A 25,192-nucleotide genomic window follows, 5' to 3' on the forward strand; every position below is an offset into this window, starting at 1 on the left:
GTCTCAGGCCTGAAAACCCTCGAAGGTGATCTGGTCGCTGACGCGCAGCGCCGCAACGCCGTCAGTGGCGCTCCGGATCGTCCAGCAGATCACCTTGTGGCCCGCCTCGCGGAACCGGGTGACCGGCGGGAACGGCAGGTCCCGCCAGTAATATGAGATGAAATCGGGATGGGTCTGCCCCAGATGCGCAAGCTCGCGCAGGCGGGCGCGTTCCACCTCCGGCAGGACGTTGTACTCCTCATGGGTGAAGCTGTCGGCGACGATGCCGCGGATGATGTCGGGGTTCAGCCGGCGCAGCGTAGTGACGATCCCCGGATCGAAGGACATGAAGCAGAAGGGGCCATCATATGAAGCGACGGTAGCGACGGCGCGCCGGGTGAGCGTCTCATCGCCATTCCAATGACTCTTGAGCTCGATCACCAGGGGGACCTGACCGCGCACCTGGTCGAGCAGCTCGGACAAAGTCTGGATCCGGTCGGCGCCGGATCTGAAGGTGAGCGCCCTGAGCGCCGCCGCTGAGTGGTCGGCCACGCGCCCTTTGGCCTCGATCAACCGATCGAGTGTCTCGTCGTGAAAGACGACGGCCTCGCCGTCCGCCGTCACCTGCAGGTCGCATTCGATCGCATAATTATGGGCGATGGCGCGGGCGAAGGCGCTTTGCGTATTCTCGACGACGCCGTTCTGTACGTCATGCAGCCCGCGATGCGCGATCGGCCGGGCGGTAAGCCAGTCCAGTTGGCGCAAGGCGGGCGGCATAGGCATGGGTTATTCGACCTCGGCGATGGCCTCGACCTCGACGGCGACATTGAGCGGCAGCGAACCCGCGCCGACCGCCGAGCGGGCATGTTTGCCCTTGTCGCCGAAGACTTCGACCATGAGGTCGGAGGCGCCGTTGACCACCTTGGGCTGATCGGCGAAATCGGGCGTGCCGTTGACGAAGCCGACCAGCTTGACGATGCGCTTCACCCTGTCGAGATCGCCGCCGCAGGCATCCTTGAGCTGGGCAATGATATTGATGGCGCAGAGCCTGGCCGCCTTGGCGCCGTCCTCGACGGAGAAGTCCTTGCCGATCTTGCCCTGATATTCGATCTTGCCGTCCTTGAGCGTGACCTGGCCCGCCGTATAGACGAGATTGCCGGTGCGCACCCAGCCGACATAATTGGCGACGGGCTTCGCCGGCGTCGGCAAAGTGATCCCGAGTTCGGCGAGTTTCTTGTCGATCTGGCTCATTCTGAAGTCTCCGTTGTGGTTCAGGTCAGAAGGTCGGCGGGTTTGCGCCCGGCGAAGAAGGCATCGAGATTATCGGCGGCCCGCATGCCCATCGCAATGCGCGTATCGCGGGTGGCGCTGCCGAGATGCGGCAGCAGGAACACATTGTCGAGTGCGCGGTAGCGCGGGTCGATCTTGGGCTCGTTGCGGAACACATCGAGTCCCGCGGCGGCGAGCTTGCCGGATTTGAGGCCAGCGATCAGCGCGTCGTCGTCGATGATATCGCCACGCGCCGAATTGACGATGATGGCGCCATCGGGAAGCTGCGCGATCAGCTTGTCATTGACGATCCCGCGCGTCTCGGGTGTCGAGGCGCAGTTGATCGACAGGAAATCGCAAAAGGGAAGCATGTCGTCGAGCTTGGCGTGATAGCGCGCCCCAAAAGTCAGATCGGCGGCGACCGGGCGCCGATTGTGATAATGCAGCTCCATGTCGAAGGCCTTGGCGCGCTTGGCGACCGCCTGGCCGATGCGGCCCATGCCCAATATGCCAAGCCGGCGGCCGGTGACGTCGAAGCCCAAGGGGGCCGTCGGCGACCACGAGGTCCAGCGGTCCTCGCGCACCATGCGCTCGCCCCAATAGGCGCCGCGCGCCGCCCCCAGAATCAGCAGCAGCGCGATGTCGGCGGTGGCGTCGGTGAGCACGTCGGGCGTGTTGGTGACGGCGATGTTCCTGGCCTTCGCCGCCGCAATATCGACATGCTCGTAGCCCACCGAAAAGGTGGCGACGATTTTGATCGACGAGGGCAGTTTGGCGATGATGCCGGTGGCGAAAGATTTGTCCATCGGCGTGATCAGGAGGGCATCCTTGCCTTCCGCGCCGGCAAGGATTTCCGCCTCGCTCATCGGATGGTCGTCGGCGTTCAATTGGGCGGCGAAGGCCTTTCCGAGTCGGGTTTCGACCTCCTGGGGAAGACGTCTGGTGACCAGGAGGCGCGGCAAAGCGGGGGCCATTGTTGAGTTCTACCGTTTGGCTTAAGAGGGCGGGGTTGAAGAGGATCGAATGACCGGGACTAGAAAACATCAGATCAGACGCGGCGCAAGCCTTCTCTTGACCCTCGCTGCCCTTGCGGCATTAGGCAGCAATGCCTGGGCCGGGGTGAATATCCGGGCGCATCGCGCCGTTTACGATCTGAAGCTGGAGCGATCCTCGGAAGGCTCCAATATTTCGGGCGCCGACGGACGCATGGTGATGGAGATCACCGGTTCCGCCTGCGATGGCTGGTCGACCAGCTTCCGGCGCGTCATGGAGCTCAGGCCCAATGAGGGCGAGACCCAGCTTCTCGACAACCAGGTCGCCTCCTGGGAGTCGGGCGACGGTCTCTCCCTGCAGCTCAACGACAAGCAGTTCGTCAATAACAGGCTCGAGACCGAGACCCGGCTCAAGGCCGATATGGACAGCGATGCGGCCAAGCCCGGGCGCGGCGAGATCAGCGAGCCGAAGCCGGAGGAATTCGATCTTCCCGCCGGCGTCCTGTTCCCGATGGCGCATCAGAAGCGGCTGATGGATGCGGCCGAGCGCGGCGAGACGCGCGACGTCAGCATTCTTTATGACGGCGCGTCCGGATCGAAGGTCTTCAAGGTGATCTCCTTCATCGGCAAGCGCAAGGATCCGGGCAGCGATCCCACTATCGACAAGGCGCTGAAGGACATGCCGTCCTGGCCGCTGTCGATCACCTTCTATGAATATGACAAGGACACCAAGGTCAGCGAGGAGCTGCCGAGCTATCAGGTCAACTTCCCAATCTACGAAAATGGCGTCGCCGGTCCGTTGTCCATCGACTATGGCGGCTATGTCATTTCCGGCACGCTGACCAAGCTCGAATTGCTCAATCAGCAAAAATGCGAGTGACCCTTCCAACTGTCACGTGAGCAGCGTTGCTCGTGTGGTGAGGCTTTATGAGTCCCGGCTTTCGCCTGGGCCGGGCTTACGCCGAGCGGACGCCATATGTGTTTGGCTCGCTTCCTCCTCGAAGACCAGACCGCGGTCGATGGCGTCCTTGCCGAATTTCTGGCGCAGGCGGTCGATCGCATATTCGGCCTTGGCGCGGGTGGCGGCACGCTCGTCGAGCGTCGCTTCGATCTGCGCCGGATCAATCTCGACCAGATGCGATATGCCGACGCCCAGCAGCCTGAAGGCGGTCCCCGTCGCTTCGCGCTTGAGGAGCGGCTGGGCCGCGGTGAAGATGCGGTCGGCCAGCACCGTCGCATCCTGGAAGGACGCGTTGCGGGTCCTGATCTTGAAATCCGCCGTCTTGAGCTTGAGGGTGACGGTGTGGCCGGCGAGGCGATCCTGCTTGGCGCGCCGCGAGACCTTGTCGCTCATCTGCCAGAGAATGCGCTCGAGCGCCTTGTAGTCGCTGATATCCTCATCGAAGGTTGTCTCGGCGCTGATACTTTTGGTCTCGTCTTCAGTCGAGACACTCCGCGCATCCTCGCCGCGCGACAGGTGATAGAGCCGCGCGCCCAGCGTGCCGTAGCGCCGTATCAGATCGTTTCTCTCGCGGGTCTGAAGTTGCGCGATCATGGTGATGCCGTCTTTCGCGAGCTCGGCCTGCATCGCCTTGCCGACGCCCCAGATGGCGCCGACCGGCCGCGCCGCCAGGAAGGACAGCGTCTCCGCCTTGCCGATGACCGAGAGGCCGCGCGGCTTGTCGAGATCGGAGGCCATCTTGGCCAGGAACTTGTTATGCGACAGACCGACCGACACCGTGATGCCGATCTCCTTCTCGATGCGTTGCGCCAGATGGCCAAGCGACAGGGCGGCGCTGCGGCCATGCAGGCGCTCGGTGCCTTTGAGATCGAGAAAGGCTTCATCGATCGAGAGCGGCTGAACGAGGGGCGTGAGATCGAGCATGAGCGCGCGTACCTCGCGCCCGACCGCGGCATATTTTGCCATATTGGGGCTGATCACCACCGCTTCCGGACAGAGCTTGCGCGCGGTGAACATCGGCATCGCCGAACGCACGCCGCGGATACGCGCGATATAGCAGGCGGTGGACACGACGCCGCGATGCTGGCCGCCGACGATCACCGGCTTGTCGCGCAAACTCGGATCGTCGCGTTTCTCGATCGCGGCATAGAAGGCGTCGCAGTCGAGATGCGCGGTGGTGAGCTGATGCAGTTCCGGATGACGGATGAGACGCGGCGAGCGACAAGAGGCGCAGCGGCGATCATTGTCGCCCGCCGGCGCGAAACAATCCCGGCAAAAGCCCGAAGCGCCCACATCCTGTCCCATGCCGCCATTCTAGCCGTCATCATCACGTTGCGCAGCCGTCTTAAATAGGGTTCACTGGCCTTGGGACGGAGCGCATCAAGAGAAATGAGGGGCTCATGTATAAACTCTACAATGTGAAAAGATGCGGCTCGCTCTCGGCCCATCTCGTCCTCGAAGAGCTCGGCGTTCCTTACCAGAATATCTGGCTGACCATGGAGCAGGTGCGGGCCCCGGAATTCCGCGAGATCAGTCCCTTGAACATGGTGCCCGCCTTGGGGTTGCCCGATGGCCGCGCCATCACGGAATCGGCCGCCATCGTCGCCTTTCTCACCGATGCGCATCCGGAAGCCGGCCTGGCGCCGCCGACCGGCAGCGATGATCACGCCGTCTATCTGTCGAGCCTCGTCTTCATGGCCAACAATATCTATCCGGCCATCGATCTCGCTTTCGATGCGCGCAGATTGGCCGACAGCGAGGAGCAGAACTCTGCCATCCGCCGCAAGTCGCTGCAGAAAAGCCTCGAGCTGTTCGCGATGATGGAAGCGCGGCTGGCCGAGGACGGCCCCTTCGTCGTCGGCGAGCGCTACTCCGCCGCCGACATCTATCTGTTCATGCTGACGATCTGGGGACATCCATCGGAGCAGGCGGTGCTCGAACGCTTCCCGCATATCGCGCGGGTGGCGGCCCATGTCAGGGCGCGGCCGCGTCTCAAGGCGGCGCTCGACACGCATGGCGCGCTCGAAATTCAGACCGCCGAGGCGGCCTGAGAAACCGGATCAGGCGCCGGCCCGGCCGGCGAGCGCCTCGGCCGCCAGCGCCGGCACGCGCGGGTCCAATTCCTGCTCGGCGGTGAAGGTCAGCAGCAGCGATTCGTCCTGCAACAGGTGATTGAGAAGTCCGGCGAGGAAATCCGGATTCTCGGCGACGGTCCCGATATCGGCCACTTCGACGCCGGAGAGGGTCAGGAAACGGCTGAGCCTTTCGGGCTCGCTCGCCAGAAAGCCCAATGCCTTCAGGGCGATGACCTCGGCCTCCGCGCGATTTATCCGAGGTGTCTTCACGGAATTATATATCCGAAATTAATCAATGATTTACCATGATATAGAGTGTCATAGTGGTTAAGTTGTTAGTTACCGTGTTCGGTGAGAATTCCCTATAGAAGAAACGGCAATAATTCTCAAAACGAAACAGGGATATCGGGGGAGGCTGGAATTTTCCGGCTAAGCCATGCCAACTCCGAAGGGGCGCGAGCCGTGCTAGAAATACCGGGAAAACGAGTAGGAACCGAGCAGATGCTCGCAACAAATCCGGCGCAGGCCAAGACCGTTTTGATCGTCGAGGACAATGAGCTCAATATGAAGCTCTTCAATGACCTCCTCGAGGCGCATGGCTATCGTGTACTGCAGACGCGCGACGGGCTTTCGGCACTGGAGATCGCACGCCAGCATATGCCCGACCTCATCATCATGGATATTCAGCTGCCGGAGGTTTCCGGCATCGAAGTCACCAAATGGCTCAAGGAGGACGACGAGCTGCGCCGGATCCCGGTCATCGCCGTCACCGCTTTCGCCATGAAGGGCGACGAGGAAAAGATCCGGGAAGGGGGCTGCGAGGCCTATATCTCCAAACCCATTTCCGTTATGAGCTTCCTCAAAACGGTGGACAGCTTCCTCAAGGGACCGCAATGACCGCCAGGGTTCTGGTTGTCGACGACATTCTCGCCAATGTGCGCCTGCTGGAAGCCAAGCTTTCAGCGGAGTATTTCGACGTCGTGACCGCCATGAACGGCGCCGACGCGCTCGATTCCGTGCAGCGGACGAAGCCCGATATCGTGCTGCTCGACGTGATGATGCCCGGCATCGACGGCATCGAAGTGTGCCGGCAGATCAAAAGCGATGCGCAGACCCATCACATCCCGGTGGTGATGGTCACCGCCCTCGACCAGCCGGAAGACCGCGTGAAGGGCCTCGAAGCCGGCGCCGACGACTTCCTGACCAAGCCGGTGAACGACCTGGCACTGTTCTGCCGGGTGAAGAGCCTCGTCCGGCTCAAGATGCTCACCGACGAATTGCGCGCCCGCTCGCCCAATGGCGAGACGGTGAAGATGCTCGGCCGCAGCGAGGGCATCGACAATTCCAAGCCGGGCAAGGTCCTGGTCATCGACAACCGCGCCAACACCGCCGAGCGCACCCGCGCGGCCCTCGTGCCGCATCACGAAGTCACCATCATCGACGATCCGCTGACGGCGGTCATGCACGCGGCCGAGACCCGCTACGAGCTGATCATCATCAATCTCGACATGGACAGTGTCGACGGCCTGCGCCTGTGCTCGCAGCTCAAATCGCTGGAGCGCACCCGCCAGACCCCCATTCTCATCGTGGTGGCGCCCGACGATCATCAGCGCCTCCTGCGCGCTCTCGATATGGGCGTGAACGACTATCTGATCCGTCCGATCGACAAGCAGGAGCTGCTGGCGCGCGCCAACACGCAGATCCGACGATGCCGCTACACCGATCAACTGCGCTCGCATGTGCAGGCGACGATGGAGATGGCGGTCACCGATCCGCTGACCGGCCTCTATAATCGCCGTTACATGGAAAGCCAGACCAACGCGCTCGTCGAGCACGCGATCAACCGCGGCAAGGCGTTGTCGATCCTGGCGCTCGACGTCGATCACTTCAAGGCGGTGAATGACGAGCATGGCCATGCGGTGGGCGACCGCGTCCTGCAGGAACTCGCCTCACGCCTCAAGCAGGCGATCCGCAATATCGACATGGTCTGCCGCATCGGCGGCGAGGAATTCGTGATCGTGCTGCCCAATACCAGCACCGATGTCGCCACTAAGATCGCTGACCGCATGCGCCGCAGCGTGTCGGGCACGCCGTTCAATGTCGGCTCACCCGCGGGTCCCTTGACGGTGACTGTCTCGATCGGCGTCGCCGCGGTCGAAAGCGCGTCGGACACGATGGAAAATATCATGAAGCGCGCCGATGAGGCGCTCTACAGCGCCAAACGCGCCGGCCGCAACCGGGTCAACTCGACCGCCGCGTGAGCGTCGATCAGTTGAGCTTGTAGCTGATACCTATCCGGCCGACCCAGATATCCTGCTTGACCTCGAATTCGTCGGTCTCGTTCTCGTCCGAGACCGTGCGGTCCTTGGAGCCGAGATCGTAATAGAAGCCTTCCAGGCGGACCAGCCAGTCGTCGGTCCAGGCATGCTCGATGCCGGCGCCGACCACCCAGCCGAAATTGAGATTGACGGATTTCGAGGGCATGTTGAAGGTTTCGCTGCCGCCGTCGTTCCACGTATGCTTGGTGTCGGCGAAGGCGGCGCCGCCGGTCACATAGAACAAGGTGCGGTCTTCGGCATAGCCGAGGCGGGCACGCAGCGATCCGAGGAGATTGATGTCGGACGTGATGTCGAGACCTTCGGCACCGTCAAGATTTTCATGCTGGCGCGAGTCGAACCAGGCGAGATCGGCCTCGGCGCCGAAGACGAGCTTGTCCTTCTGAAAATTGACGCCGACAAGACCGCCCAGAACAGCCGTGGTCTCGCTCAGGGTTTCATCGATATCTACGGGATCCGCCTCGATATCGTCATCGGTACCCTCCCAATCGGAGGAGGTGTGCCCGATACCGGCAAACACACCGGCATAGACCCCGTTCCAATCATAGGTGGGTTCGACAAAATCAGCCGCCGATGCAGGTGTTACGACCGCGAGGGCCGTTCCGACCGTGGCGATAAAAGTGAGTTTCCGCATCCCGAGCCCCAAATAGATTCCCAACCGTTCAGTGTGGACGGTAACAGATGCCGGCCGTCACGTCCTCCCGGCATTTGACGGGGGCGTCAGAATATCGGCCGCTATTGCACATCGGCCACACTAGATCAAAACCGGAACATGACTCCATACACTTTAAGGGGTCAGTTTCTTCCGCCGCTCGAGCTCGGCCGTGCTCGGTTCGTTTACGACGAAGGAGCCGACCTTTACGGCGCCCGCTTGTTCATAAGTGGCGATGATCACACCACTTGGCGATATCGTTGATTTCGTCACCGCGAAGGCGCCGGGCAGGGTGCCGGAACCGAACAGGCGCTTTCCCTTGCCGAGCAGCACGGGGTAGATCAGCAGTTGCAGCGCGTCGATAAGATCATGCGCGAGCAGGGTCTGGATGAGGTTGCTGCTGCCCTGGATCAGGAGATCCGGGCCGTCCCCGGCCTTGAGCTTGCGTAGCGCAGCGACGACGTCGCCGCCAAGCGACGCGCTGTTCACCCAGGCGAGCGGCCCGGACTGGCGGGTGGCGACATGCTTGATGGCGCCATTGAACAGGCGCGCGATCCCGGCCTGCAGCTCGCCGTAACCCGGCGCTTTCGGATCGGTTGGAATATAGGGCCAATAGGCGGCGAAAATGTCATAGGTCTTGCGGCCGAGGACGAGGTCGAAGGGTTTGGAAAAGGTCTCGTCGATGACGGCGGCGATGCCATCGTCCCAATAGGGTTCCGTCCAGCCGCCGAATTTGAAGCCGCCGGTCGGATCCTCCTCGGGCCCGCCGGGCGCCTGCATGATGCCGTCCAGGCTGACAAAGGTTGAAACTACGAGCCTACGCATGGGGTTCTCCATCTGGTTTGCCCGAACAGGGGCGTTCACATGGAGACGACGAATGGAAACCCGCGAAATCGACAAAGCTTGGTGTTTTGTCACCGCCGGGGCGCGTCACTGCGTCATCTCAGGAATTTACTACTATAGTTGAGTATCCCTTTTTGAGATTCCGGTGCAGGAATGAAGGGATAGTCAATGGATGCCAAACATTTGCCTGAATGACGATAGACCTACGGCCATTGAACTCCCTGTTGCGGTAGCGCACATGGGAGGTGAGGATTCCGGCTGAGCCCGTTAACGAAATTGCCGTTTTGCACAAACTGCAACCGTGCTAGGCTCGGATTCCCTTGGCTGTGACCTAATAAGAAGGGGACAATATTTCATATGGCACAGGAAAAACCACAAAATCTGCAGGACACTTTTCTCAATCACGTCCGCAAGCAGAAGATCCCGGTGACGGTATTTCTCGTTAATGGGGTGAAATTGCAGGGTATTATCACGTGGTTCGATAATTTCTGCGTATTATTGCGTCGGGACGGACTGTCCCAGCTCGTCTATAAGCATGCGATCTCCACGATCATGCCGGGCGGGCCGATCAGCCTGTTCGACGAGGAAGGCAAGGACGGGTGAAGTCCACCAAAGCCAAGCATTCTTCCGGGCACGAAGTACGTTTCCAGATCGAAGGGCCTGAGGCCACCCGCGCCATTGTCGTTCATGTCGAACGCAAGGGCAGGGCGGCATCGGTCGCGACCGATCGGGACGCGGCCTCGCGTCTGGAGGAGGCTGTGGGCCTGGCGCTCGCCATCGATCTTGAAATTGCGGGACAGCTTGTCGTGCTTCTGGCCGAACCGCGGCCGGCCACTCTCATGGGGTCGGGCAAGGTCGATGAGATCGCCCTTCTGGTCAAAGAGACCGAATCCGATCTCGTCATCGTCAATGGGACGCTGAGCCCGATCCAGCAGCGCAACCTGGAAAAGGCCTGGGGCGCCAAGGTGCTCGACCGCACCGGCCTGATTCTCGAGATCTTCGGCCGGCGTGCCCGCACCCGCGAAGGCCTTTTGCAGGTCGAGCTCGCGCATCTGCGCTATCAGAAGAGCCGGCTGGTCCGCTCCTGGACCCACTTGGAACGCCAGCGCGGCGGCTTCGGCTTCCTGGGCGGCCCCGGCGAAACCCAGCTCGAAGCCGACCGGCGCCTGATCCAGGAGCGCATCGCGCGGCTCGAAAAGCAGCTCGAATCCGTCGTGAAGACGCGTGGGCTGCATCGCTCCGGTAGGGCCCGGGTGCCTTATCCGGTCGTGGCGCTCGTCGGCTATACCAATGCCGGCAAATCGACCCTCTTCAATGCGCTCACCAATGCCGGCGTCCTCGCCAAGGACCTGCTGTTCGCCACGCTCGATCCCGCCATGCGCGCGATTTCGCTGCCGCACGGCCGCAAGGCGGTGCTCTCCGACACGGTCGGCTTCATTTCCGATCTGCCGACGCCGCTCATCGCCGCCTTCCGCGCCACGCTGGAGGAGGTGATCGAGGCCGCTGTGATCCTGCATGTGCGCGATATCAGCCATGCTGAGAGCGAGGCGCAGGCCGCCGACGTCTCCGCCATCCTGACCGAGCTCGGTATCGCCGAGACCCGCCGCGACCACATCATCGAAGTGTGGAACAAGGCCGATCTTCTGCCCGAGGACATCGCCGCCATGCGCCGTGTCCAGGCGCAGCGCCAGCAGAATTGCATCGTCGTGTCGGCGCTCACCGGTGAGGGATTGACCGAATTGCGCGCCATGGTCGAGGCCAGGCTCGGCAAGGATCTCGCCATCTATGAAGCCGTGCTCGACGCGGCCGACGGCCAGGGCCAGGCTTGGTTCTACGACAAGGGTGAGGTTCTGGGCCGTACGCTCATGGAGGACGGCCGCGTCGTCCTTACCGTTCGTCTGGGTACGGACAAAGCCGAGATCGCCGCCAACCGGTTCAAATACCGCTTGCGCAATACGAACCTGCTCGATCACGCGGCCGAGTGATCCTTCTCCCTTTCGAGCCGCTTGGCGTCGTCCCATAACGCATCCATCTCGGCGAGCGTCGACTGCTTGGGCGAAGAGCCGCGCTTGCCGAGCTCGTCTTCGATATGGCGGAAGCGGCGGGTGAATTTGTCGTTCGCGGCACGCAAGGCGGCTTCCGGATCGATGTCGAGATGGCGGCCGAGATTGGCCATGGCGAAGAGCAGATCGCCATATTCGGCCGCCTGCTTGTCAGGCGCCGTCTCCTGCTTGAGCTCGGCGATCTCCTCGTTCATCTTGTCATAGACGAAATCGACCGACGGCCAGTCGAAGCCGACCTTGGCCGCCTTGGCCTGCAGCTTCACGGCGCGCGTCATGCCGGGGAGCCCCACCGTCACGCCGTCGAGCAGCCCCGCCGCCTTTTCACCAGGTTTCTTCTCGCGCGCCTTCATCTCTTCCCAGAAACCCTTGGCGAGCTTCGCCGAGCGCGCCTTCTCGTCGCCGAAGACATGCGGATGGCGTCGGATCATCTTCCGGCAGATGGCCTCGACCACATCGTCGAAGCTGAAGCTCTCTTCTTCGGACGCCAATTGGGCGTGATAAACGACCTGCAGCAGGAGATCGCCGAGCTCCTCGCAGAGATCGCTCTTGTTGCCGCGCGTGATGGCATCGGCGACCTCATAGGCCTCCTCGATCGTATAGGGGGCGATGGTCGAGAAATCCTGCTCGAGGTCCCATGGGCAGCCGGTGACCGGTGTGCGTAGCGCCTTCATGATGGCGCGGAGCGTGTCGAGCTGGCGGGGATCGAGATCGGCGGGATTGGTCATGCGGAAACTGCTTTGCTGGGCGAGGGGAGGTCGCCCGCAAATTAGGAATGTCCCGCTCCATGCTCAAGCGGTTTCTCAGCCCCCCACTGCCTGCTATAGCGCCTCCATCCATGCGGGTTCCTTTTTGCTGATGTCAGAACTGTTCGCGCTCGGAGCGGCCTTGTGTATCGCGGTCAGCGGCATGCTGATCGGCGAGCTGAAAGGCCGCGTCGATGTCTTCCGCCTGGCGCGCTGGCAGATGCTGGCGGCACTCGCCATGACGGGCGCCGTCTCGCTCGCTCTAGGGGGCTGGCGAACCCTCGGTCAGGAACAGATCGGCCTGCTGGCGGCGTCCAGCCTGTTCGGCATCGTCATCGCCAGCACGACCTATTTCGCCGCCATCTACAAAGCGGGGCCCCGTAACACGGCGCTGCTGTTCTCGCTGACCTCGCCCTTCGCGCTGGCATTGGGTTATGTCTTTCTCGGTGAGACGATCTCGCGGCAACAAGGCCTTGGCGTCGTTCTGGTCCTGGCCGGCATCGTCCTGGCGATCGGGGTGCCCGGACGCGGGACGGCGCGCCTGCCGCAGGCCAGCACGCCCTGGGCCGGCATCGTCCTCGGTGTGGTGACCGCCCTGGGGCAGGCGCTGGGCAGCTTGCTGGCGCGCCCGGCCATGGCCGCGGGCGTCGAGCCCTTCACCGCCATGGCGGTGCGATCCGGCCTCGCCGCGCTCGTCTTCATCGTCATTGCCGTTCTGCCGATCGCGGCGATCAACCGGCCTTATCAGTTCTCCACTCGGGATCTCGGTTTCGGAATAGGCGCGGCGTTTTTCGGCACCTGCCTCGGCATGTCGCTGCTGATGGCGGCACTCGCCCAGGGCCATGTCGGCATCGTCTCGACCCTTTCCTCGATGACGCCCGTCGTGATCCTGCCCATGGTCTGGTGGCGCACGGGCGCGGCACCGCCGGTCAGCGCCTGGATCGGCGCCATGCTGGCTGTCACCGGAACCGGTTTGATCAGCCTGTCGTAACGTGCGCCGCGATCCTCTCGGCCGCCTCTTCTGGCGTCAGCGCCGAAGTATCGATGGTGATGGCGGGCGCCGGCATATGTGCCATCGCGGAGGCAAAGACATCCTTCAGCTGATGCAGCAATTCAAGCGAACGCAGCTTGCCGAATTGCGCGCGTTCCGGCGTATCGATCCGGCGCGCCTGCTCGGCCTCAGGCACGGTGAGCGCCACGAAAATCACCTCTCCGCCCAGAGCTTCGATCTCGGCGCGCACACGGTCCGGAAAATCCGCAGCGACCGTCGCCTCGGGCGCGAAGGTGAAGATCAGCGAACGGTTGGCGCTGGCCGCCGCCCGCATGACATCGAGCCACATGCTTTCGCGCAGGCGCACGAATTCCGACGAACCGAAGGGAAAGACCGCGCCCACGGCGTCGACGATCAGATGATTATGGAAGATCGCGAGGCCGGTGCGCTGGGCGAGCGCACGCGCAACAGTGAGTTTTCCGGAAGCCGGCTGGCCGTAGATGAAAATGAGTCGCATGACGCGACAATAACGGTGCATCCACAGGTGTGCCACTGTCGATTGTCATTTGCCCTTAAGCAACACCGGCAGCACCATGCCCGCCGTCATGATCAGCATGGCGATGAACTGCAGCAGGCTCGGCACCTCGCCGAGCACGAGCATGCCGGTGAAGGCCGTCGCAACCGGCACGCAGGGCAGGAACAGCGAGGCGATCTGCGGCCCGAGCTGCCTGACCGCGTAAGTATAAAGGAAGATCGCCGCGGCGCCGGCGAGCAGTCCCTGGATGATGAGCTGAGCGACGATCTCCGTCGCGGATGCCGCGGCCAGCCCGCTCGGCGCGAAGAGATGCAGCAGCGGCAAAGGCAGGCAGGAGAGAAGCGAGATCGCCGCCGTGGCAGTGACGGATTCGACGTTCCAATGGCGCACCAGAATCGCATAGGCCGCAAACATGATCCCGGAGCCTATGAAAAGCAGATCGCCGAACAACACGCCGGATATCCCCGAGATCGAGGGCAGGATGAACAGGAGGAGGCCGGCAATGATCAGCACGATGCCGGCCAGGCGCCGCGAGGTGATCGTCTCGCTGAAGGCGAGGCGCGCCAGGAGGAAGGAAAAGAACACGATCGACGCCGGACAGAGTGCCGCCGCATGGGTGGCGGGCGCATAGGTCAGGCCCCAATTGATGATGATCGGGTAAGGAAGCCCGACGAGACAGGCGAGGGCCAGAGCGCGGCGCCAGCCGAGCGCCCTCAGTTTGGCCGAACCCGTCAACCAGACAATGGGGATGAAGGCCAGGCCGGCGCCGGCAAAACGCAGGCTGGCGATGTCGACGGCCGTCAAGTCGGCGCGCAGGCTGAATCGGGCGGCGACGAACTGCACGGCGGTGATGGCGATCATGGTGAAGCCGGCCAGGAAGGCCAGGCGGATGTTGGGTCGCTGGGCGGCGTGACTCGGCTGCATGGATGGCAGGCTATTGCCGCCAACGGTGAGACGAAATACAGTATTTTGCATAGAGCTGCGTGAATATCACGCAAAATGCCGGACATTATTGCGGGTTTCACAATGGCCGATCTCGACACCATAGACCGCAATCTCCTGCGCCTGCTGCAGGAAGACGGACGCCGCACGACGCTCGATCTCGCCCAGCGTGTCGGCCTCTCGCCGACCGGCACAAGCCAGCGGGTGAAGCGGCTGTTCCGGGACGGCTTCATCACCGCGGTGAGAGCCGTGCTCGATCCGCGTAAGATCGGTCGCGGGACCATGGTCTTCATCCAGGTCCGTCTCGACCAGACCACCCCGCATGTCTTCGACAAATTCGCTGAAGCCGTCGCCAACGCTCCCGAAGTCCTCGAATGCCACATGGTGGTCGGCGGCTTCGATTATCTGGTCAAAGCCCGGATCGCCGACATGTCGGTCTTCCAGGAGTTCCTGCAGCGCGTTATTCTTCCCTTGCCAGGTGTCAGGGAAACCCACACCTACACATCCGTGGCCGACGTCAAGCCCGACGCGCTGCTGCTGATCTGATTTCCGGGGTCAAGATGCAGGATGAAATCGCGGCGCTGATGAGAGCGGCAGGTGTGCCGGGCTTCGCGATGTTCATCTTGCGCGAGCGCAGAGAGGAAATAATCGCCTCAGGCGTAACGAGCCGAGCGAGCGCGGATCCCGTCACATCCGAGACGGTGTTCCAGGCGGCCTCGCTCAGCAAGCCGGTGGTCGCTCATGCCGCGCTCCAGCTGGCCGGCAGCGGTGTGCTGGATCTCGACCGGCCGCTCGCGCAGATCATCGCTCCGCTCATTCCCGACGATCCGCGGGCCGCCCTGATCACCGCGCGCCACGTGTTGTCGCATCGCACCGGCCTGCCCAACTGGCGGCGCGAGGAATATCCGTTGCGCAGCTATTTTCCGCCCGGTTCCCGCTTCAGCTATTCGGGCGAGGGGTTCGTCTATCTGCAGCACGCCCTCGAGCGGATCACACAGGAACCGCTCGATGCGCTCATCAGGCGGCTCGTCTTCGATCCTCTCGGCATGCGGCAATCGAGCTTCGTCTGGCGCCCTGATTTTGCGAGCCGCGTGGCCGACGCGCATGATGCGGAGACGGTCTTGGACCGGTTCATGCCCCGGAAAGCGAATGCCGCCTATTCGCTCCTCACGACCGCGCCGGACTACGGACGCTTTCTCGCCGCCAGTCTCGACGGCAGCTTGTTGACGGAAGCGATGGCGCGGCAATGGATGATGCCGGAGAGTCATGTTCCGCTGAGGCGCACGGAGGCTTTGGAGAGCGAGGAGCCCGAGCTCGAGGACGGCGTGGCCTGGGGGCTCGGCTGGGGGCTTGAGCCGCAAGCCGGCAGCTTCTTCCATTGGGGCGCCAACTCTGGGAGCAGGGCCTTTGCCATGGGAATGCCGGCGCGACGAAGCGCGCTCGTCATGTTCGCCAATGAGGAGAATGGATTGCGCCTCGTCCCGCCCATCATCCAATCCGTCCTGCCGGCCAGACATCCGTCGCTGTCCTGGCTGGAGCTCACATCTGTTGCAGGGAGTGCGTGAAACATGGATCCGGTCAGTCTGCGTCCGGCGCGTCCAGGGGACGGCGAGGCTCTGTTCGATATCACACGGCGCTCCGTCGAGGCGCTCGCCAAGCACCATTATACACCGGAGCAGATCGCCGGCTGGATGGGCGACCGCACGCCGGCATATTATGAAGATCTCATCGCCAAGGGCGAGGTCGTCGTCGCCCTGTTCAAGGGCACGGTCATGGGTTTCGTCGACTCTGAGCCGGGTGAGGTGACGCGTCTGTTTCTCTTGCCCGGCGTCGCGGGCTCGGGCCTGGGCGCCCGACTCCTCACCATCGGCATCGAGAATGCCCGCAAGGGTCACACCGGGCCGATCAAGGTGGAATCGACCGTCAATGCCGAGGGTTTCTACCGCCGCCACGGCTTCCGCACGATCGAGCGTGGCTATTTCTCACATGGTCTGGGCGGCGATCCGCTCGAAATCGTTCATATGGAATTGAGTCCCTAGTTCTATGACCACCGGCATCCATCACGTTACACTTATCACCCGCAAAGTGCAGGCCAATGTCGATTTTTATGTCGGCTTCTTGGGGTTGCGGCTTGTCAAACGCACGGGCGGCTATGAAGACGCGACCCAGCTCCATCTGTTCTATGGCGACCGCTCGGCTTCGCCCGGCTCGCTCATCACTTTCCTCGTCTGGGAAGACGGCGCGCAGGGCAGGGCGGGACACGGTCAGGTCGGTGAGATCGCGCTGGCGATCGATCCCATGAGTCTCGGTTTCTGGCTCGAACGCGCCTTGCGCTTCCAGTTGAAAGCGGAAGGGCCTGTCACCGAATTCGGCGAAACCGTGCTGCGCCTGCGTGATCCCGACGGCATCGTGGTGAAGCTGGTGGGCAGCAGCTTGCCGGCGAACGATCCCTGGCAGGCGCCGGACATTCCCGCCGAACATGCGATCCGCCGGATCAGGGGCGTCACCATTCTCTCCGAGATGCCCGAAGAGACATCGGCTTTCCTCGCCCGCCATTTCGGCTTGCATCAGAGCGCGCGCGAGGGCGCGGTGACGCGTCTCGTGACCGAGGCCGGCGATGTCATCGACATCCGCGACGCGCATGGCTTCTGGCCGGGCATACCGGGGACTGGCGTCGCTGATCACGTGGCGCTCCGCAGCCCCGACATGGCAAGCCTGCGCCAGGTGGAGCAGGGCCTTGCGCGGCTCAATTCGAGCCCGACCAATGTGCATGACCGCAACTATTTCACATCGCTCTATGTGCGCGAGCCGGCCGGCACGTTGCTCGAGCTGGCGACCGACGGACCGGGCTTCACCATCGACGAGCCGGTCGAGAGCTTGGGTGACCGGCTCTTCGTACCGCCCCAGGACCAGGAACGCGCCTTCGACATCAAAACCATCTTGCCACAATTCTCATTGCCGGGAGATCCGCGCGTGATCTATCGCGACCTCAATTTCGTTCACCGCTTCAGCACGCCCGAGACGACCGATGGCAGCACCATCGTGCTGCTGCACGGCACCGGCGGCAATGAGAGCGATCTGATGCCGCTGGCGCGCCGCATCGCGCCCGAAGCCGCTTTGCTCGGGGTGCGCGGCCGCAGCACGGAAGAAGGCATCTTGCGCTGGTTCCGCCGCCTCTCGGCCACCTCCTTCGATCAGGCCGACATCCGCTTCGAGGCCGAGGCCTTCGCCGATTTCATCGGGGAAGCGGTCAAGGCCTATGGCCTGACGCCTGAGAAGATGACCTTCCTCGGCTATTCCAATGGCGCCAATCTCCTGGGCGCGGTGATGCTGCTCCATCCGGGCCAGGTGACGCGCGCGATCCTGCTGCGCCCAGTGATGGTGCTGGACAAGGCGCCCGATGCCGATCTCAAAGGAAGCCGGGTGCTGATGGTCTCAGGCGCGAGCGACCCTTATCGCAGCCTGGCACCGGAGCTGGAGGCGGCGCTGCGCGAAGGCGGCGCCGATCTCGACGCACATGTGATCGCGGCCGGCCACGAGCTGACCGAGCACGACCTCCAGTTCGCCGCCGCGTGGCTCAGGTGACATAGGCGTCGTCCTGGCGCATCATGCGGGACTGCAACACTGCGAGAGGGAACACCCATGGCCAAAGTGACGGGGATCGGCGGTCTGTTCTTCCGGGCGCGCGATCCGGCGGCGCTCGCCGCCTGGTATGAAACGCATCTGGGCATCGGCAATATCCAGACCAATGTCTGGCGCCAGGAGGCCGGCACCACCATCTTCGGGCCCTTTGCCGCCGACACGGACTATTTCGGCCGGCCGGAACAGCAATGGATGGTCAATTTTCGCGTCGATGATCTCGATGCCATGATGGCGAAGCTCAAGGCCGCCGGTATCGCCATCGAAACACGCGCCGAATGGGATTCCGAAGTCGGGCGCTTCTGCCGCATCCATGACCCCGAAGGCAATCCGGTCGAGCTCTGGGAGCCTGCCGGTCCGGCAAAATAGGATCTGAACATCAACGGCTGATCGTCTGGTGCCGCGGCAGGATCGCAGAGCCGAGGGTGTAGCTGGACCGACACGGACACGTCATGTCGGCGTGTTCCAATTGCCGGTCGGGTTCGCCATTGCGAGACGGGCGGTTGGCCTCCTTTCGCACCGAGCCTGCTGTGCGCGCTTGTTGCAGGACGGTATTCTCAGCAACCACCTCTATTCCTCATCAATATGTAGCGAAAGCGCAACACATGCAGGTGAATCGTACGTTGCCAATAGAAAACAGCTGGCCTGGAGGTAGCGGCGTCGGCTAGTTCTAACCCAAGGTAGATTCTGGGGAGGGTCGGATGGCGCGTCGCAATGGGCTTACTCGGAGCAGCCATGCCCGGCTCACCCTATTGTCCTGCACGGCACTCGTCTCGACGGCGCTGTTCGGCGGTGCGGCAACTGCCCTGACGGTCGACAACACCACTCCCTGCGTGCTCTCGCCTGTAGATTGCATTCCCATCAACATTTCAGGGGATTTCATCGATCTCTCGAATACGGCGGATCTCAGCACCATCGGGATCGCCAGCGGTATCGTGACCAGCACAGATGGCGCCGGCAAATTCATCCTGATCGATAACAGCGGCAATATCACATCCAGCGCCAGCGGAATTCTGGCTGCGACCTCCGGCACGACCGCGCTGCCGGCTGGCAATGGCGGTAATGGCGCCGGCAATGTCGGGACACCCGGCACTCCCGGGATAAATGGCGATGACCCTGAAGAAGTAGGCGGCAACGGCACGGCGGGCGGCAATGCCACCGGCGGCCTAGGCGGCTCGGGCGACGGGGCATCTGGCGGCGATGCCGGAGACATCACCATCAACAATACCGGGACGATCGCGACCGGTCCGGGCGGGTTCTTTACCGCCGGCATAGGTGCGACCTCGGAAGGCGCCGCGCGCCAAGGCGGGAACGGTGGCCTGGGCGGTGCCGGTGGCGGGGGCAATGGCGGCAATGGTGGGATGGGCGCCTCCAACATTCTCAGCACGGCTGGCGGCGCCGGCGGGACGGGTGGCTTGGGCGGCACGGGCACAGGCGGCGCCGGAGGTGCCGGCGGCAGCGGAACCGGCGGCGCGAGCGGGAACATCACCATCACCAACAACCGCGCCATTGATGCGCAGGGTCTTGGCGGCAACGCGATCGGTGCAGTGGCCCTTGGCGCAAAGGGCCTCGGCGGCAACGCGAATAATGGCGGCGCGGGCACAGGCGGCGGCGGCGGCGAGGGTGGCGATGGCGGCCATGCCGGTATCGGCGAGTTCTTGAATGGCGGCGCGGGCGGTGCGGCCGGCGCTGCCGGCGACGGGATCGGTGGCCAGGGCGGTGACGGCGGCATGGCGACCGGCGGATCCGCCGGCGCGATCCGGGTCGAAAACTCCGGTGCCCTCACAGCGTCGGCGAACAGCGGCAGCGCTATTGCGGTTCGCGCTGCTGGCGGCGATGCCTCGGATTTCGTCTTTTTCCCCATACCTTCGCAGATAGGCGGAGGAATCGGCGGCGCCGGTGGAGCAGCCATTGGCGGAACCGGACTGAGCGGTGGCGACGGCGGAAACGGAGGGCTCGGGCTCAATACCGGCAGTGGCGGCCAAGGCGGCGCGGGCGGGGCCGGAGGTGATGCTGTTGGCGGCGCGGCCGGCCGCGGCGGGGCCGCCGTCGGCGGCTCGACCGGGGCGATCACGATCGACAACAGTGGCGCGATCACCACCAATGGCGGAATGCTTGCCGCCGCGAACGGCATCATTGCCGGCGTGACGGCAGGCGCCGCGACGGGTGGCGCCGGCAGTGGCGGCGGCCAGGCCAATGGCGGCCAGGGCGGCTCCGGCGGTAGCGCCGGAGCGGGCGCCGATACGCTGAGCGGCACGGGCGGCAATAGCGGCGTTGCCGGCGCGGGCGGTGCCGGCGGGTCGGCAACTGGGGGCGCCGCTGGACAAGGCGGCGACGCGACCGGCGGATCCACCGGTGCGATCACCGTGAACAACAGCGGCGATATCACCACGACTGGACTCTCATTCTTCCCCGGTGGGAATTTCACGACGGCCATTGTCGTTTCGGCGACGAGCGGTGGCGCCTCAAGCGGCGCCGGCGGATCCGGCGGCTTCGCCTTTGGCGGCGAAGGTGGCCCGGGGGGCGGAAGCATCACAGGCGTCACAGGCGGTGATGGATCCATCGGCGGTTTGGGCAGTACCGGCGGCACCGGCGGCGCCGGAGGCTCGGCCCTTGGCGGCATCGGCGGCGATGCCGGCACCGCGACTGCCGGAACGGTCGGCCAGATCACCGTCAGCAACAGCGCGATCATTACTTCTACCAGCAACGGCATCACCCTCGCGGTTTTGGGCGGCACGGCTCTGGGCGGCGGCGGTGGAACTGGCGGCGAGGGCCAAGGCGGCGCCGGCGGCACGGGTGGCTTTGGCGGCACCGGCGGTGCGTCCAGCTTCGGCAATGGCGGCCAGGGCGGCAACAGCGGCGATGGCGGCCAGGGCGGTGACGGTGCGGGCGGCACGGGCGGCGGTGGCGGAAATGCAACGGGCGGAAGCGTCGTTGGCGTCATGGTTGCCAATGACGGCCACATTAATGTGAGCGGACTCGGCACATCGGCGATCAATCTGAGCGTGTTTGGTGGTAACGGCACCGCCGGCCGGGGCGCCGATGGCGGTCGCGGCGCCGGCGCCGCCGGCGGCGGCGGGCAGGATGCGGGCTTTGGCGGAGCGGGATTGGCGGCTGGCGGAGCTGGCGGCACCGGTGGTGCCGGAGGCAATGGCGGCAGCGGCACCGGCGGCGCGGGCGGCGCCAGCGGCGACGGCATCGGCGGCTCGGTCGGTTCCATTCAGGTCACGAACACCGCAGACATCACGATATCGCCGACAAGTACTTACGGCATTGTCGTCGCGGTAGCGGCCGGCGTGGGCAGCGGCGCCGCAGGCGGCAACGGCGGCGATGGAACAGCCGGCATGGGCAATATGGGTGCCGGCGGCGGCGGCGGCGGCAGCAGCGGCTTCAGCAGCAGTGGCAGGGCAGGTGGCGACGGAGGTGTCGGCGGCAGCGCCACCGGCGGTGCCGGCGGGCTGGGCGGCAGCGGACGTTCCGGCACGGTCGAAAGCATCACCATTTCCAATGAGGGAAAAATCGCCGCAGGCGGCCTGGGCGGCAGTGGCATCGCTGTCAGCGCCAGTGCCGCGGCAGCGCGGGGCGGAACGGGCGGTAGCGGCGGCCAGGGCCTCGGTTCGACAGGCGGCGGTCAAGGTGGCGTGGGCGGCAACAGTCTGGGTTTCGGCGGTGGCGGCGGTGGCGGACAGGGCGGCGACAGCCTCGGCGCGACCGGTGGCGCCGGCGGCGCCGGCGGGAATGGTGTGGGCGGCGGCATCGGCCAGATCATGGTCAACAACAGCGGGACCATCACCGTCACGGATAATGCCGTAGCGGCGATCAACATTCTCACGCAAAGCTTCTTCCCTCCCTTGGGCGGCGACCCGGATGCGGTTGGCGGCGATGGCGGAGATGGCGGCGGCGCCTTCAGCGGCAACGGCGGATTGGGTGGCATCGCCGGCGCGGCCGGTGCCAGGGGCGATGGCGGCAGCGGCGGGACAGGCGGCAGTGCCGGCACAGCCTCGGCCGGCGCCGGCGGCAAGGGCGGCGATGCGATTGCCGGCTCGGTGGGAACGATTCTTGTCGAGAACACCGGCGACATCGTTGTGCAGACGGCGACGGCCTCGGCGGTGATCGTCAGTACGACAGGCCAGAATGCGCGCGCCGGCGCGGGCGGCAGTGGCGGCACGGCCGGAAGTGCGTTCGACGGTGCCGGCGGCACTGGAAATAACGGAAGCATCGCGGGGACGGGTGCTGATGGTGGCGCCGCCGGCAGCGGTGGCGCCGGCGCCCGCGGTGAAGGTGGCGCTGGCGGAGATGGCGGCACTGCGGCCGCCTCCGGCAGCATCGTCACGGTGACCAACGGCAAACGAATGGAATCCTTGGCCACCACCATCGTCATCGGATCGATAGGTGGTGACGCACTTGGCGGGAATGGTGGCAATGGCACTTCCGGGCAAGGCGGCATCGGCGGTAACGGCGGAAACGGAGGCGCGGGCGGCGGCGTTGCATCCAGCGGCGGCGCCGCCGGAGCGGCGGGCGGCGGTGGTAACGCGACCGGCGGGGACGCCGGCAATGGCGGCGCCGCGACTGGCGGCACCGTCGTGGCGAATGTCGGCAACACCGGCGATATTCTCAGTGAGACGAGCGCCATAGCGATCAAGGTGCGAGGCGGCAACGGCACCGGCGGCAATGGTGGAAATGGCGGCAACGCGGCGGGCGGCAATGCCGGTGCTGGCGGCAATGCCGGCGGTGGCGGCCTGACCATAGACGGCGCCAATGGCGGCGAGGGCGGCGACGCAACGGCACGCGCCGGCGGCAATGGCGGTACCGGCATCGGCGGCAACGCCATCGTCAATATCGCCAATAGCGGCAATATCGTCAGCGAGACGGCGAGCGCCATCGTCATCGCCGCGACGGGCGGCGACGGCACCGGCGGCCTCGCCGGCACCGGCGGCAGCGCGACCGGCGGCAATGGCGGCGCCGGCGGGACGGGCGCCGGCCTGATCGCCGGCGCCACCGGCTCAGGCGGCAATGGCGGCGACGCCTATGGCCGCAATGGCGGTATCGGCGGCAGCGGCACCGGCGGCAATGCGCTGGTCACCGTCGTCAACACCGGTCAGATCAGCGCCGAGATCGACGGCATCGACATAACGACCAGGACCGGCGCCGGCGCCGGACAGCTGGGCGGCGCCGCCGGAACGGGCACCGGCGGTGGGGCGGGTGGCGCGGGCGGATTCGTCGGTGCTTCCATCGGCGGCGTGACCGGCGCGAGCGGTTCAGGAACGGACGGCACAGGCTTGATCCTGGTTCAGAACGGCGGCAGCGTGCTCGCCGGCCGCAATGCCGTGACGGCCCTGGCGCAAGGCGACAACAGCGCGATCCGCGTCGAAAATGCCGGCCTTCTCGATGGCGAGGCGCGCGGTGTCCTGCTTACCACGACCGGTCTCACCGCCGACGGCGCCGACATCGACATCATCAATAGCGGGCTGATCACCTCGACAAGTTTGAGCATGCTCGCCATCGACACCAATGGCGCCTCGACCGAGATCAGCAATACCGGCCGGGTGCTCGGCGCCATCGACCTCACCGATGAGGACGACACGTTCGACAATCTCGCCGGCGGGCTCTTCGATGCCCGCGGGACCTCGGATTTCCGGGGCGCCGACAACGACATCGTCAACAATGCGGGCACCGTCCGTGCCGCCGACGACGCCACCAGCGACGAGGTCGTCAGCTTCATCAATCTCGAGCACTTCAACAATGCGGGCTGGATATCGCTGATCGACGGCAAGGAAGGCGACACCTTCACGATGGCGGGCGGCATCGGTCCGGCGGCCCTCAACTATGTGAGCATGGGCGGGCGCCTCGCGGTCGACGCGTTCCTGACCGCGCCCGGTCCGGCGGCCAAATCGGATCTCCTCGTTATCACCGGTAATTCGAGCGGAACCACCCGGGTCGCTGTCAATCTCACCAATCCGATCGGCAGCGCGCCGAACAGCGACGGCATCGCCGTCGTGCGGGTGACCGGCAACACCGCTGACGGCGATTTCGACGTCGAGGGCGGCATCCTCAATGCCGGCTTCTTCGCCTGGGACATGCGCCTCGACGGCGACGGCGAAACCCATGAGCTGTTCACCTCGGGTCTCGGCGCCGGTTCCTATGAGTTCGCCGCCGGCATCACCGGCGGTCAGGACATCTGGCATCAGACGGCCGGCACATTGCTGCAGCGGCAGGCGGATCTGCGCCCGACGCTCGCAGGGACGCAGGTGACGCCGGTCGCCGATTTCAGCGAGCCGGTCGAGCCGACGCCGATCGCGAATGTGACGCCCGGTTTCTGGGTCAAGGGTGTCGGCGGCTATCTCGAGCGCGACGCGAGCGAAGGCGAAGTCGAGCTCGATCGCAAGCAGACGATCTTCGGTCTCATTGCCGGCTTTGATCTCGGCACCGAAAATCTAAGCGAGCAGGGCGACGTGCTGATGTTCGGCCTGCTCGGCGGCTATCTCACCTCCGATCTCGACTTCAAATCGACCAACACCGAATGGAAGTATGAAGGCCCGACAATCGGCGCTTACGCGACCTATCTGAACGACGCTTTCTATGCCGATGTGCTGGTGAAGGCCGATTTCCTCGATGTCGATATCGATGCCGACGATCTCGCTCCCGATGCGAACGAGGCCGATACGGACATGTTCAATATCGGCGGCCGGATCGATACCGGCTACAAGGTCGCTTTCGACGGCGGCATGTTCGTCGAGCCGCAGGCGTCGCTGGCGATCCTGCATACGGAAACCGACGATGTCGACGACATCTTCGGCGGCTCGGTCGACTTCGACGACGCACTCAGCGTGCGCGGCAGATTGGGCCTGAGGCTCGGTGTCGACCACGTGGCGGCGAACCAGGTCATCTATTCGTCCGACATCGTCGCGAGCGTGTGGCAGGAGTTCAACGGCGACAATGACGTCACCATCTTCGCGCCGCTGACCCCCGCCATCGGCGTATCGGATGATCCGGGCGCGACCATCGGCGACCTGTCCCTGGGCTTCAGCGTGCAGGCGCCGGACGGCTGGTCGGGCTTCCTGCGCGGCAACTACCAGTTCGCCGAGGACTATGACGCGCTGAGCGCTAATGCCGGTGTCAGAATGGCCTGGTAGAGCATAAGCAGCGCGCCTGCGGACCGTCGCGTACTGCCG

Annotated in this window: 23 protein-coding genes; 13 read left to right on the forward strand and 10 right to left on the reverse strand. The window is 64.5% G+C overall.

The genetic code is table 11. The features are described 5' to 3' along the window. Positions 1–3 precede the first annotated feature (3 nt). Genes JHL16_RS10230 through JHL16_RS10240 form a run of 3 tightly spaced genes read right to left on the reverse strand, consistent with a single transcriptional unit; the run spans position 4 to position 2,222 of the window. The gene (locus JHL16_RS10230) at positions 4–762 is read right to left on the reverse strand and encodes a glycerophosphodiester phosphodiesterase family protein (RefSeq protein WP_200184722.1); all 759 of its coding nucleotides are present in this window, start codon (positions 760–762) and stop codon (positions 4–6) included. Positions 763–765: 3 nt separating this feature from the next. Then, a complete protein-coding gene (locus JHL16_RS10235) occupies positions 766–1,230 on the reverse strand; it encodes a RidA family protein (RefSeq protein WP_137854812.1) in 465 nt (154 codons plus the stop codon). Positions 1,231–1,250: 20 nt separating this feature from the next. Further along, entirely contained in the window at positions 1,251–2,222 is a 972-nt protein-coding gene (locus tag JHL16_RS10240; protein WP_200184723.1) for a 2-hydroxyacid dehydrogenase, read from the reverse strand. Positions 2,223–2,271: 49 nt separating this feature from the next. On the opposite strand from JHL16_RS10240, the gene JHL16_RS10245 reads away from it, so the two are divergent. Then, the gene (locus JHL16_RS10245; protein WP_200184724.1) at positions 2,272–3,120 is read left to right on the forward strand and encodes an EipB family protein; all 849 of its coding nucleotides are present in this window, start codon (positions 2,272–2,274) and stop codon (positions 3,118–3,120) included. Between the two features lie 45 nt (positions 3,121–3,165). Here JHL16_RS10245 and JHL16_RS10250 read toward each other — a convergent pair whose 3' ends face one another. Continuing rightward, entirely contained in the window at positions 3,166–4,506 is a 1,341-nt protein-coding gene (locus JHL16_RS10250) for a DNA polymerase IV (RefSeq protein ID WP_200184725.1), read from the reverse strand. A 95-nt stretch (positions 4,507–4,601) separates the two neighbouring features. Here JHL16_RS10250 and JHL16_RS10255 point away from each other — a divergent pair, with 95 nt between their 5' ends. Further along, positions 4,602–5,252 carry a glutathione S-transferase family protein gene (locus tag JHL16_RS10255; protein WP_200184726.1) on the forward strand — a complete coding sequence of 217 codons (651 nt, stop codon included), beginning with the start codon at positions 4,602–4,604 and terminating at the stop codon, positions 5,250–5,252. A 9-nt stretch (positions 5,253–5,261) separates the two neighbouring features. Here the strand turns inward: JHL16_RS10255 and JHL16_RS10260 are convergent, their stop codons facing one another. Then, positions 5,262–5,546 (reverse strand): DUF3572 family protein, encoded by a 285-nt coding sequence (locus JHL16_RS10260; protein WP_200184727.1) that lies wholly within the window; start codon positions 5,544–5,546, stop codon positions 5,262–5,264. 231 nt (positions 5,547–5,777) lie between these two features. Here JHL16_RS10260 and JHL16_RS10265 point away from each other — a divergent pair, with 231 nt between their 5' ends. Together JHL16_RS10265 and JHL16_RS10270 are read left to right on the forward strand one after the other, a co-directional pair. Then, positions 5,778–6,173 carry a response regulator gene (locus tag JHL16_RS10265; RefSeq protein ID WP_137854806.1) on the forward strand — a complete coding sequence of 132 codons (396 nt, stop codon included), beginning with the start codon at positions 5,778–5,780 and terminating at the stop codon, positions 6,171–6,173. After that, on the forward strand, positions 6,170–7,537 hold the full coding sequence (locus JHL16_RS10270; protein WP_200184728.1) for a PleD family two-component system response regulator: 1,368 nt from the start codon (positions 6,170–6,172) through the stop codon (positions 7,535–7,537). The genes JHL16_RS10265 and JHL16_RS10270 overlap by 4 nt, the downstream gene beginning before the upstream one ends. A gap of 7 nt (positions 7,538–7,544) precedes the next feature. Here the strand turns inward: JHL16_RS10270 and JHL16_RS10275 are convergent, their stop codons facing one another. Together JHL16_RS10275 and JHL16_RS10280 are read right to left on the reverse strand one after the other, a co-directional pair. After that, positions 7,545–8,246, reverse strand: a complete 702-nt coding sequence (locus tag JHL16_RS10275) for an outer membrane protein (RefSeq protein WP_200184729.1) — start codon at positions 8,244–8,246, stop codon at positions 7,545–7,547. A 153-nt stretch (positions 8,247–8,399) separates the two neighbouring features. Continuing rightward, entirely contained in the window at positions 8,400–9,089 is a 690-nt protein-coding gene (locus JHL16_RS10280; RefSeq protein ID WP_200184730.1) for a dihydrofolate reductase family protein, read from the reverse strand. Between the two features lie 375 nt (positions 9,090–9,464). Between JHL16_RS10280 and hfq the strand changes: the two genes are divergently transcribed. After that, the gene (gene hfq / locus JHL16_RS10285) at positions 9,465–9,710 is read left to right on the forward strand and encodes an RNA chaperone Hfq (protein ID WP_119274020.1); all 246 of its coding nucleotides are present in this window, start codon (positions 9,465–9,467) and stop codon (positions 9,708–9,710) included. Continuing rightward, positions 9,707–11,092: a GTPase HflX gene (gene hflX / locus JHL16_RS10290; RefSeq protein WP_200184731.1), complete on the forward strand. Its 1,386-nt coding sequence runs from the start codon at positions 9,707–9,709 to the stop codon at positions 11,090–11,092. Before hfq ends, hflX begins: the two co-directional genes overlap by 4 nt. Here the strand turns inward: hflX and mazG are convergent. After that, entirely contained in the window at positions 11,077–11,895 is an 819-nt protein-coding gene (gene mazG, locus JHL16_RS10295) for a nucleoside triphosphate pyrophosphohydrolase (protein WP_200184732.1), read from the reverse strand. The two genes, hflX and mazG, sit on opposite strands and share 16 nt — an antisense overlap. A gap of 130 nt (positions 11,896–12,025) precedes the next feature. Here mazG and JHL16_RS10300 point away from each other — a divergent pair, with 130 nt between their 5' ends. Continuing rightward, a complete protein-coding gene (locus tag JHL16_RS10300) occupies positions 12,026–12,904 on the forward strand; it encodes a DMT family transporter (RefSeq protein WP_200184733.1) in 879 nt (292 codons plus the stop codon). Here JHL16_RS10300 and JHL16_RS10305 read toward each other — a convergent pair. After that, a complete protein-coding gene (locus tag JHL16_RS10305) occupies positions 12,891–13,421 on the reverse strand; it encodes a P-loop nucleotide/nucleoside kinase family protein (protein WP_200184734.1) in 531 nt (176 codons plus the stop codon). The genes JHL16_RS10300 and JHL16_RS10305 overlap by 14 nt on opposite strands. Before the next feature lie 45 nt (positions 13,422–13,466). Next, positions 13,467–14,363 (reverse strand): DMT family transporter, encoded by an 897-nt coding sequence (locus tag JHL16_RS10310; RefSeq protein WP_200184735.1) that lies wholly within the window; start codon positions 14,361–14,363, stop codon positions 13,467–13,469. A 102-nt stretch (positions 14,364–14,465) separates the two neighbouring features. Between JHL16_RS10310 and JHL16_RS10315 the strand changes: the two genes are divergently transcribed. The 6 genes from JHL16_RS10315 (at position 14,466) to JHL16_RS10340 (ending at position 25,153) form a co-directional block, all read left to right on the forward strand. After that, positions 14,466–14,927, forward strand: coding sequence for an Lrp/AsnC family transcriptional regulator (locus JHL16_RS10315; RefSeq protein ID WP_200184736.1), 462 nt, complete (start codon positions 14,466–14,468; stop codon positions 14,925–14,927). Between the two features lie 14 nt (positions 14,928–14,941). Then, the gene (locus tag JHL16_RS10320; RefSeq protein ID WP_200184737.1) at positions 14,942–15,946 is read left to right on the forward strand and encodes a serine hydrolase domain-containing protein; all 1,005 of its coding nucleotides are present in this window, start codon (positions 14,942–14,944) and stop codon (positions 15,944–15,946) included. A gap of 3 nt (positions 15,947–15,949) precedes the next feature. Beyond that, complete coding sequence (locus tag JHL16_RS10325; protein WP_200184738.1) at positions 15,950–16,420, forward strand: GNAT family N-acetyltransferase; 471 nt, start codon at positions 15,950–15,952, stop codon at positions 16,418–16,420. A 4-nt stretch (positions 16,421–16,424) separates the two neighbouring features. After that, positions 16,425–17,966, forward strand: coding sequence for a VOC family protein (locus tag JHL16_RS10330; protein ID WP_200184739.1), 1,542 nt, complete (start codon positions 16,425–16,427; stop codon positions 17,964–17,966). Between the two features lie 57 nt (positions 17,967–18,023). Next, positions 18,024–18,389, forward strand: a complete 366-nt coding sequence (locus JHL16_RS10335; RefSeq protein ID WP_200184740.1) for a VOC family protein — start codon at positions 18,024–18,026, stop codon at positions 18,387–18,389. 332 nt (positions 18,390–18,721) lie between these two features. Further along, positions 18,722–25,153 (forward strand): hypothetical protein, encoded by a 6,432-nt coding sequence (locus JHL16_RS10340; protein ID WP_200184741.1) that lies wholly within the window; start codon positions 18,722–18,724, stop codon positions 25,151–25,153. Positions 25,154–25,192: the final 39 nt, after the last annotated feature.

This window comes from Taklimakanibacter albus (assembly GCF_016595235.1).
Taxonomy (GTDB): domain Bacteria; phylum Pseudomonadota; class Alphaproteobacteria; order Rhizobiales; family Aestuariivirgaceae; genus Taklimakanibacter; species Taklimakanibacter albus.

Excerpts from the sequence above, each read along its gene's own strand:
- hfq (WP_119274020.1), top strand. The coding sequence starts at position 9,465 with ATGGCACAGGAAAAACCACAAAATCTGCAGGACACTTTTCTCAATCAC.
- JHL16_RS10300 (WP_200184733.1), top strand. The coding sequence starts at position 12,026 with ATGTCAGAACTGTTCGCGCTCGGAGCGGCCTTGTGTATCGCGGTCAGC.
- JHL16_RS10330 (WP_200184739.1), top strand. The coding sequence starts at position 16,425 with ATGACCACCGGCATCCATCACGTTACACTTATCACCCGCAAAGTGCAG.
- JHL16_RS10320 (WP_200184737.1), top strand. The coding sequence starts at position 14,942 with ATGCAGGATGAAATCGCGGCGCTGATGAGAGCGGCAGGTGTGCCGGGC.
- JHL16_RS10280 (WP_200184730.1), bottom strand. The coding sequence starts at position 9,089 with ATGCGTAGGCTCGTAGTTTCAACCTTTGTCAGCCTGGACGGCATCATG.
- JHL16_RS10230 (WP_200184722.1), bottom strand. The coding sequence starts at position 762 with ATGCCTATGCCGCCCGCCTTGCGCCAACTGGACTGGCTTACCGCCCGG.
- JHL16_RS10305 (WP_200184734.1), bottom strand. The coding sequence starts at position 13,421 with ATGCGACTCATTTTCATCTACGGCCAGCCGGCTTCCGGAAAACTCACT.
- JHL16_RS10250 (WP_200184725.1), bottom strand. The coding sequence starts at position 4,506 with ATGGGACAGGATGTGGGCGCTTCGGGCTTTTGCCGGGATTGTTTCGCG.
- JHL16_RS10335 (WP_200184740.1), top strand. The coding sequence starts at position 18,024 with ATGGCCAAAGTGACGGGGATCGGCGGTCTGTTCTTCCGGGCGCGCGAT.
- JHL16_RS10245 (WP_200184724.1), top strand. The coding sequence starts at position 2,272 with ATGACCGGGACTAGAAAACATCAGATCAGACGCGGCGCAAGCCTTCTC.
- JHL16_RS10310 (WP_200184735.1), bottom strand. The coding sequence starts at position 14,363 with ATGCAGCCGAGTCACGCCGCCCAGCGACCCAACATCCGCCTGGCCTTC.
- JHL16_RS10275 (WP_200184729.1), bottom strand. The coding sequence starts at position 8,246 with ATGCGGAAACTCACTTTTATCGCCACGGTCGGAACGGCCCTCGCGGTC.
- JHL16_RS10255 (WP_200184726.1), top strand. The coding sequence starts at position 4,602 with ATGTATAAACTCTACAATGTGAAAAGATGCGGCTCGCTCTCGGCCCAT.
- JHL16_RS10315 (WP_200184736.1), top strand. The coding sequence starts at position 14,466 with ATGGCCGATCTCGACACCATAGACCGCAATCTCCTGCGCCTGCTGCAG.
- JHL16_RS10265 (WP_137854806.1), top strand. The coding sequence starts at position 5,778 with ATGCTCGCAACAAATCCGGCGCAGGCCAAGACCGTTTTGATCGTCGAG.
- JHL16_RS10235 (WP_137854812.1), bottom strand. The coding sequence starts at position 1,230 with ATGAGCCAGATCGACAAGAAACTCGCCGAACTCGGGATCACTTTGCCG.
- JHL16_RS10325 (WP_200184738.1), top strand. The coding sequence starts at position 15,950 with ATGGATCCGGTCAGTCTGCGTCCGGCGCGTCCAGGGGACGGCGAGGCT.
- JHL16_RS10240 (WP_200184723.1), bottom strand. The coding sequence starts at position 2,222 with ATGGCCCCCGCTTTGCCGCGCCTCCTGGTCACCAGACGTCTTCCCCAG.
- JHL16_RS10340 (WP_200184741.1), top strand. The coding sequence starts at position 18,722 with ATGGCGCGTCGCAATGGGCTTACTCGGAGCAGCCATGCCCGGCTCACC.
- mazG (WP_200184732.1), bottom strand. The coding sequence starts at position 11,895 with ATGACCAATCCCGCCGATCTCGATCCCCGCCAGCTCGACACGCTCCGC.
- JHL16_RS10270 (WP_200184728.1), top strand. The coding sequence starts at position 6,170 with ATGACCGCCAGGGTTCTGGTTGTCGACGACATTCTCGCCAATGTGCGC.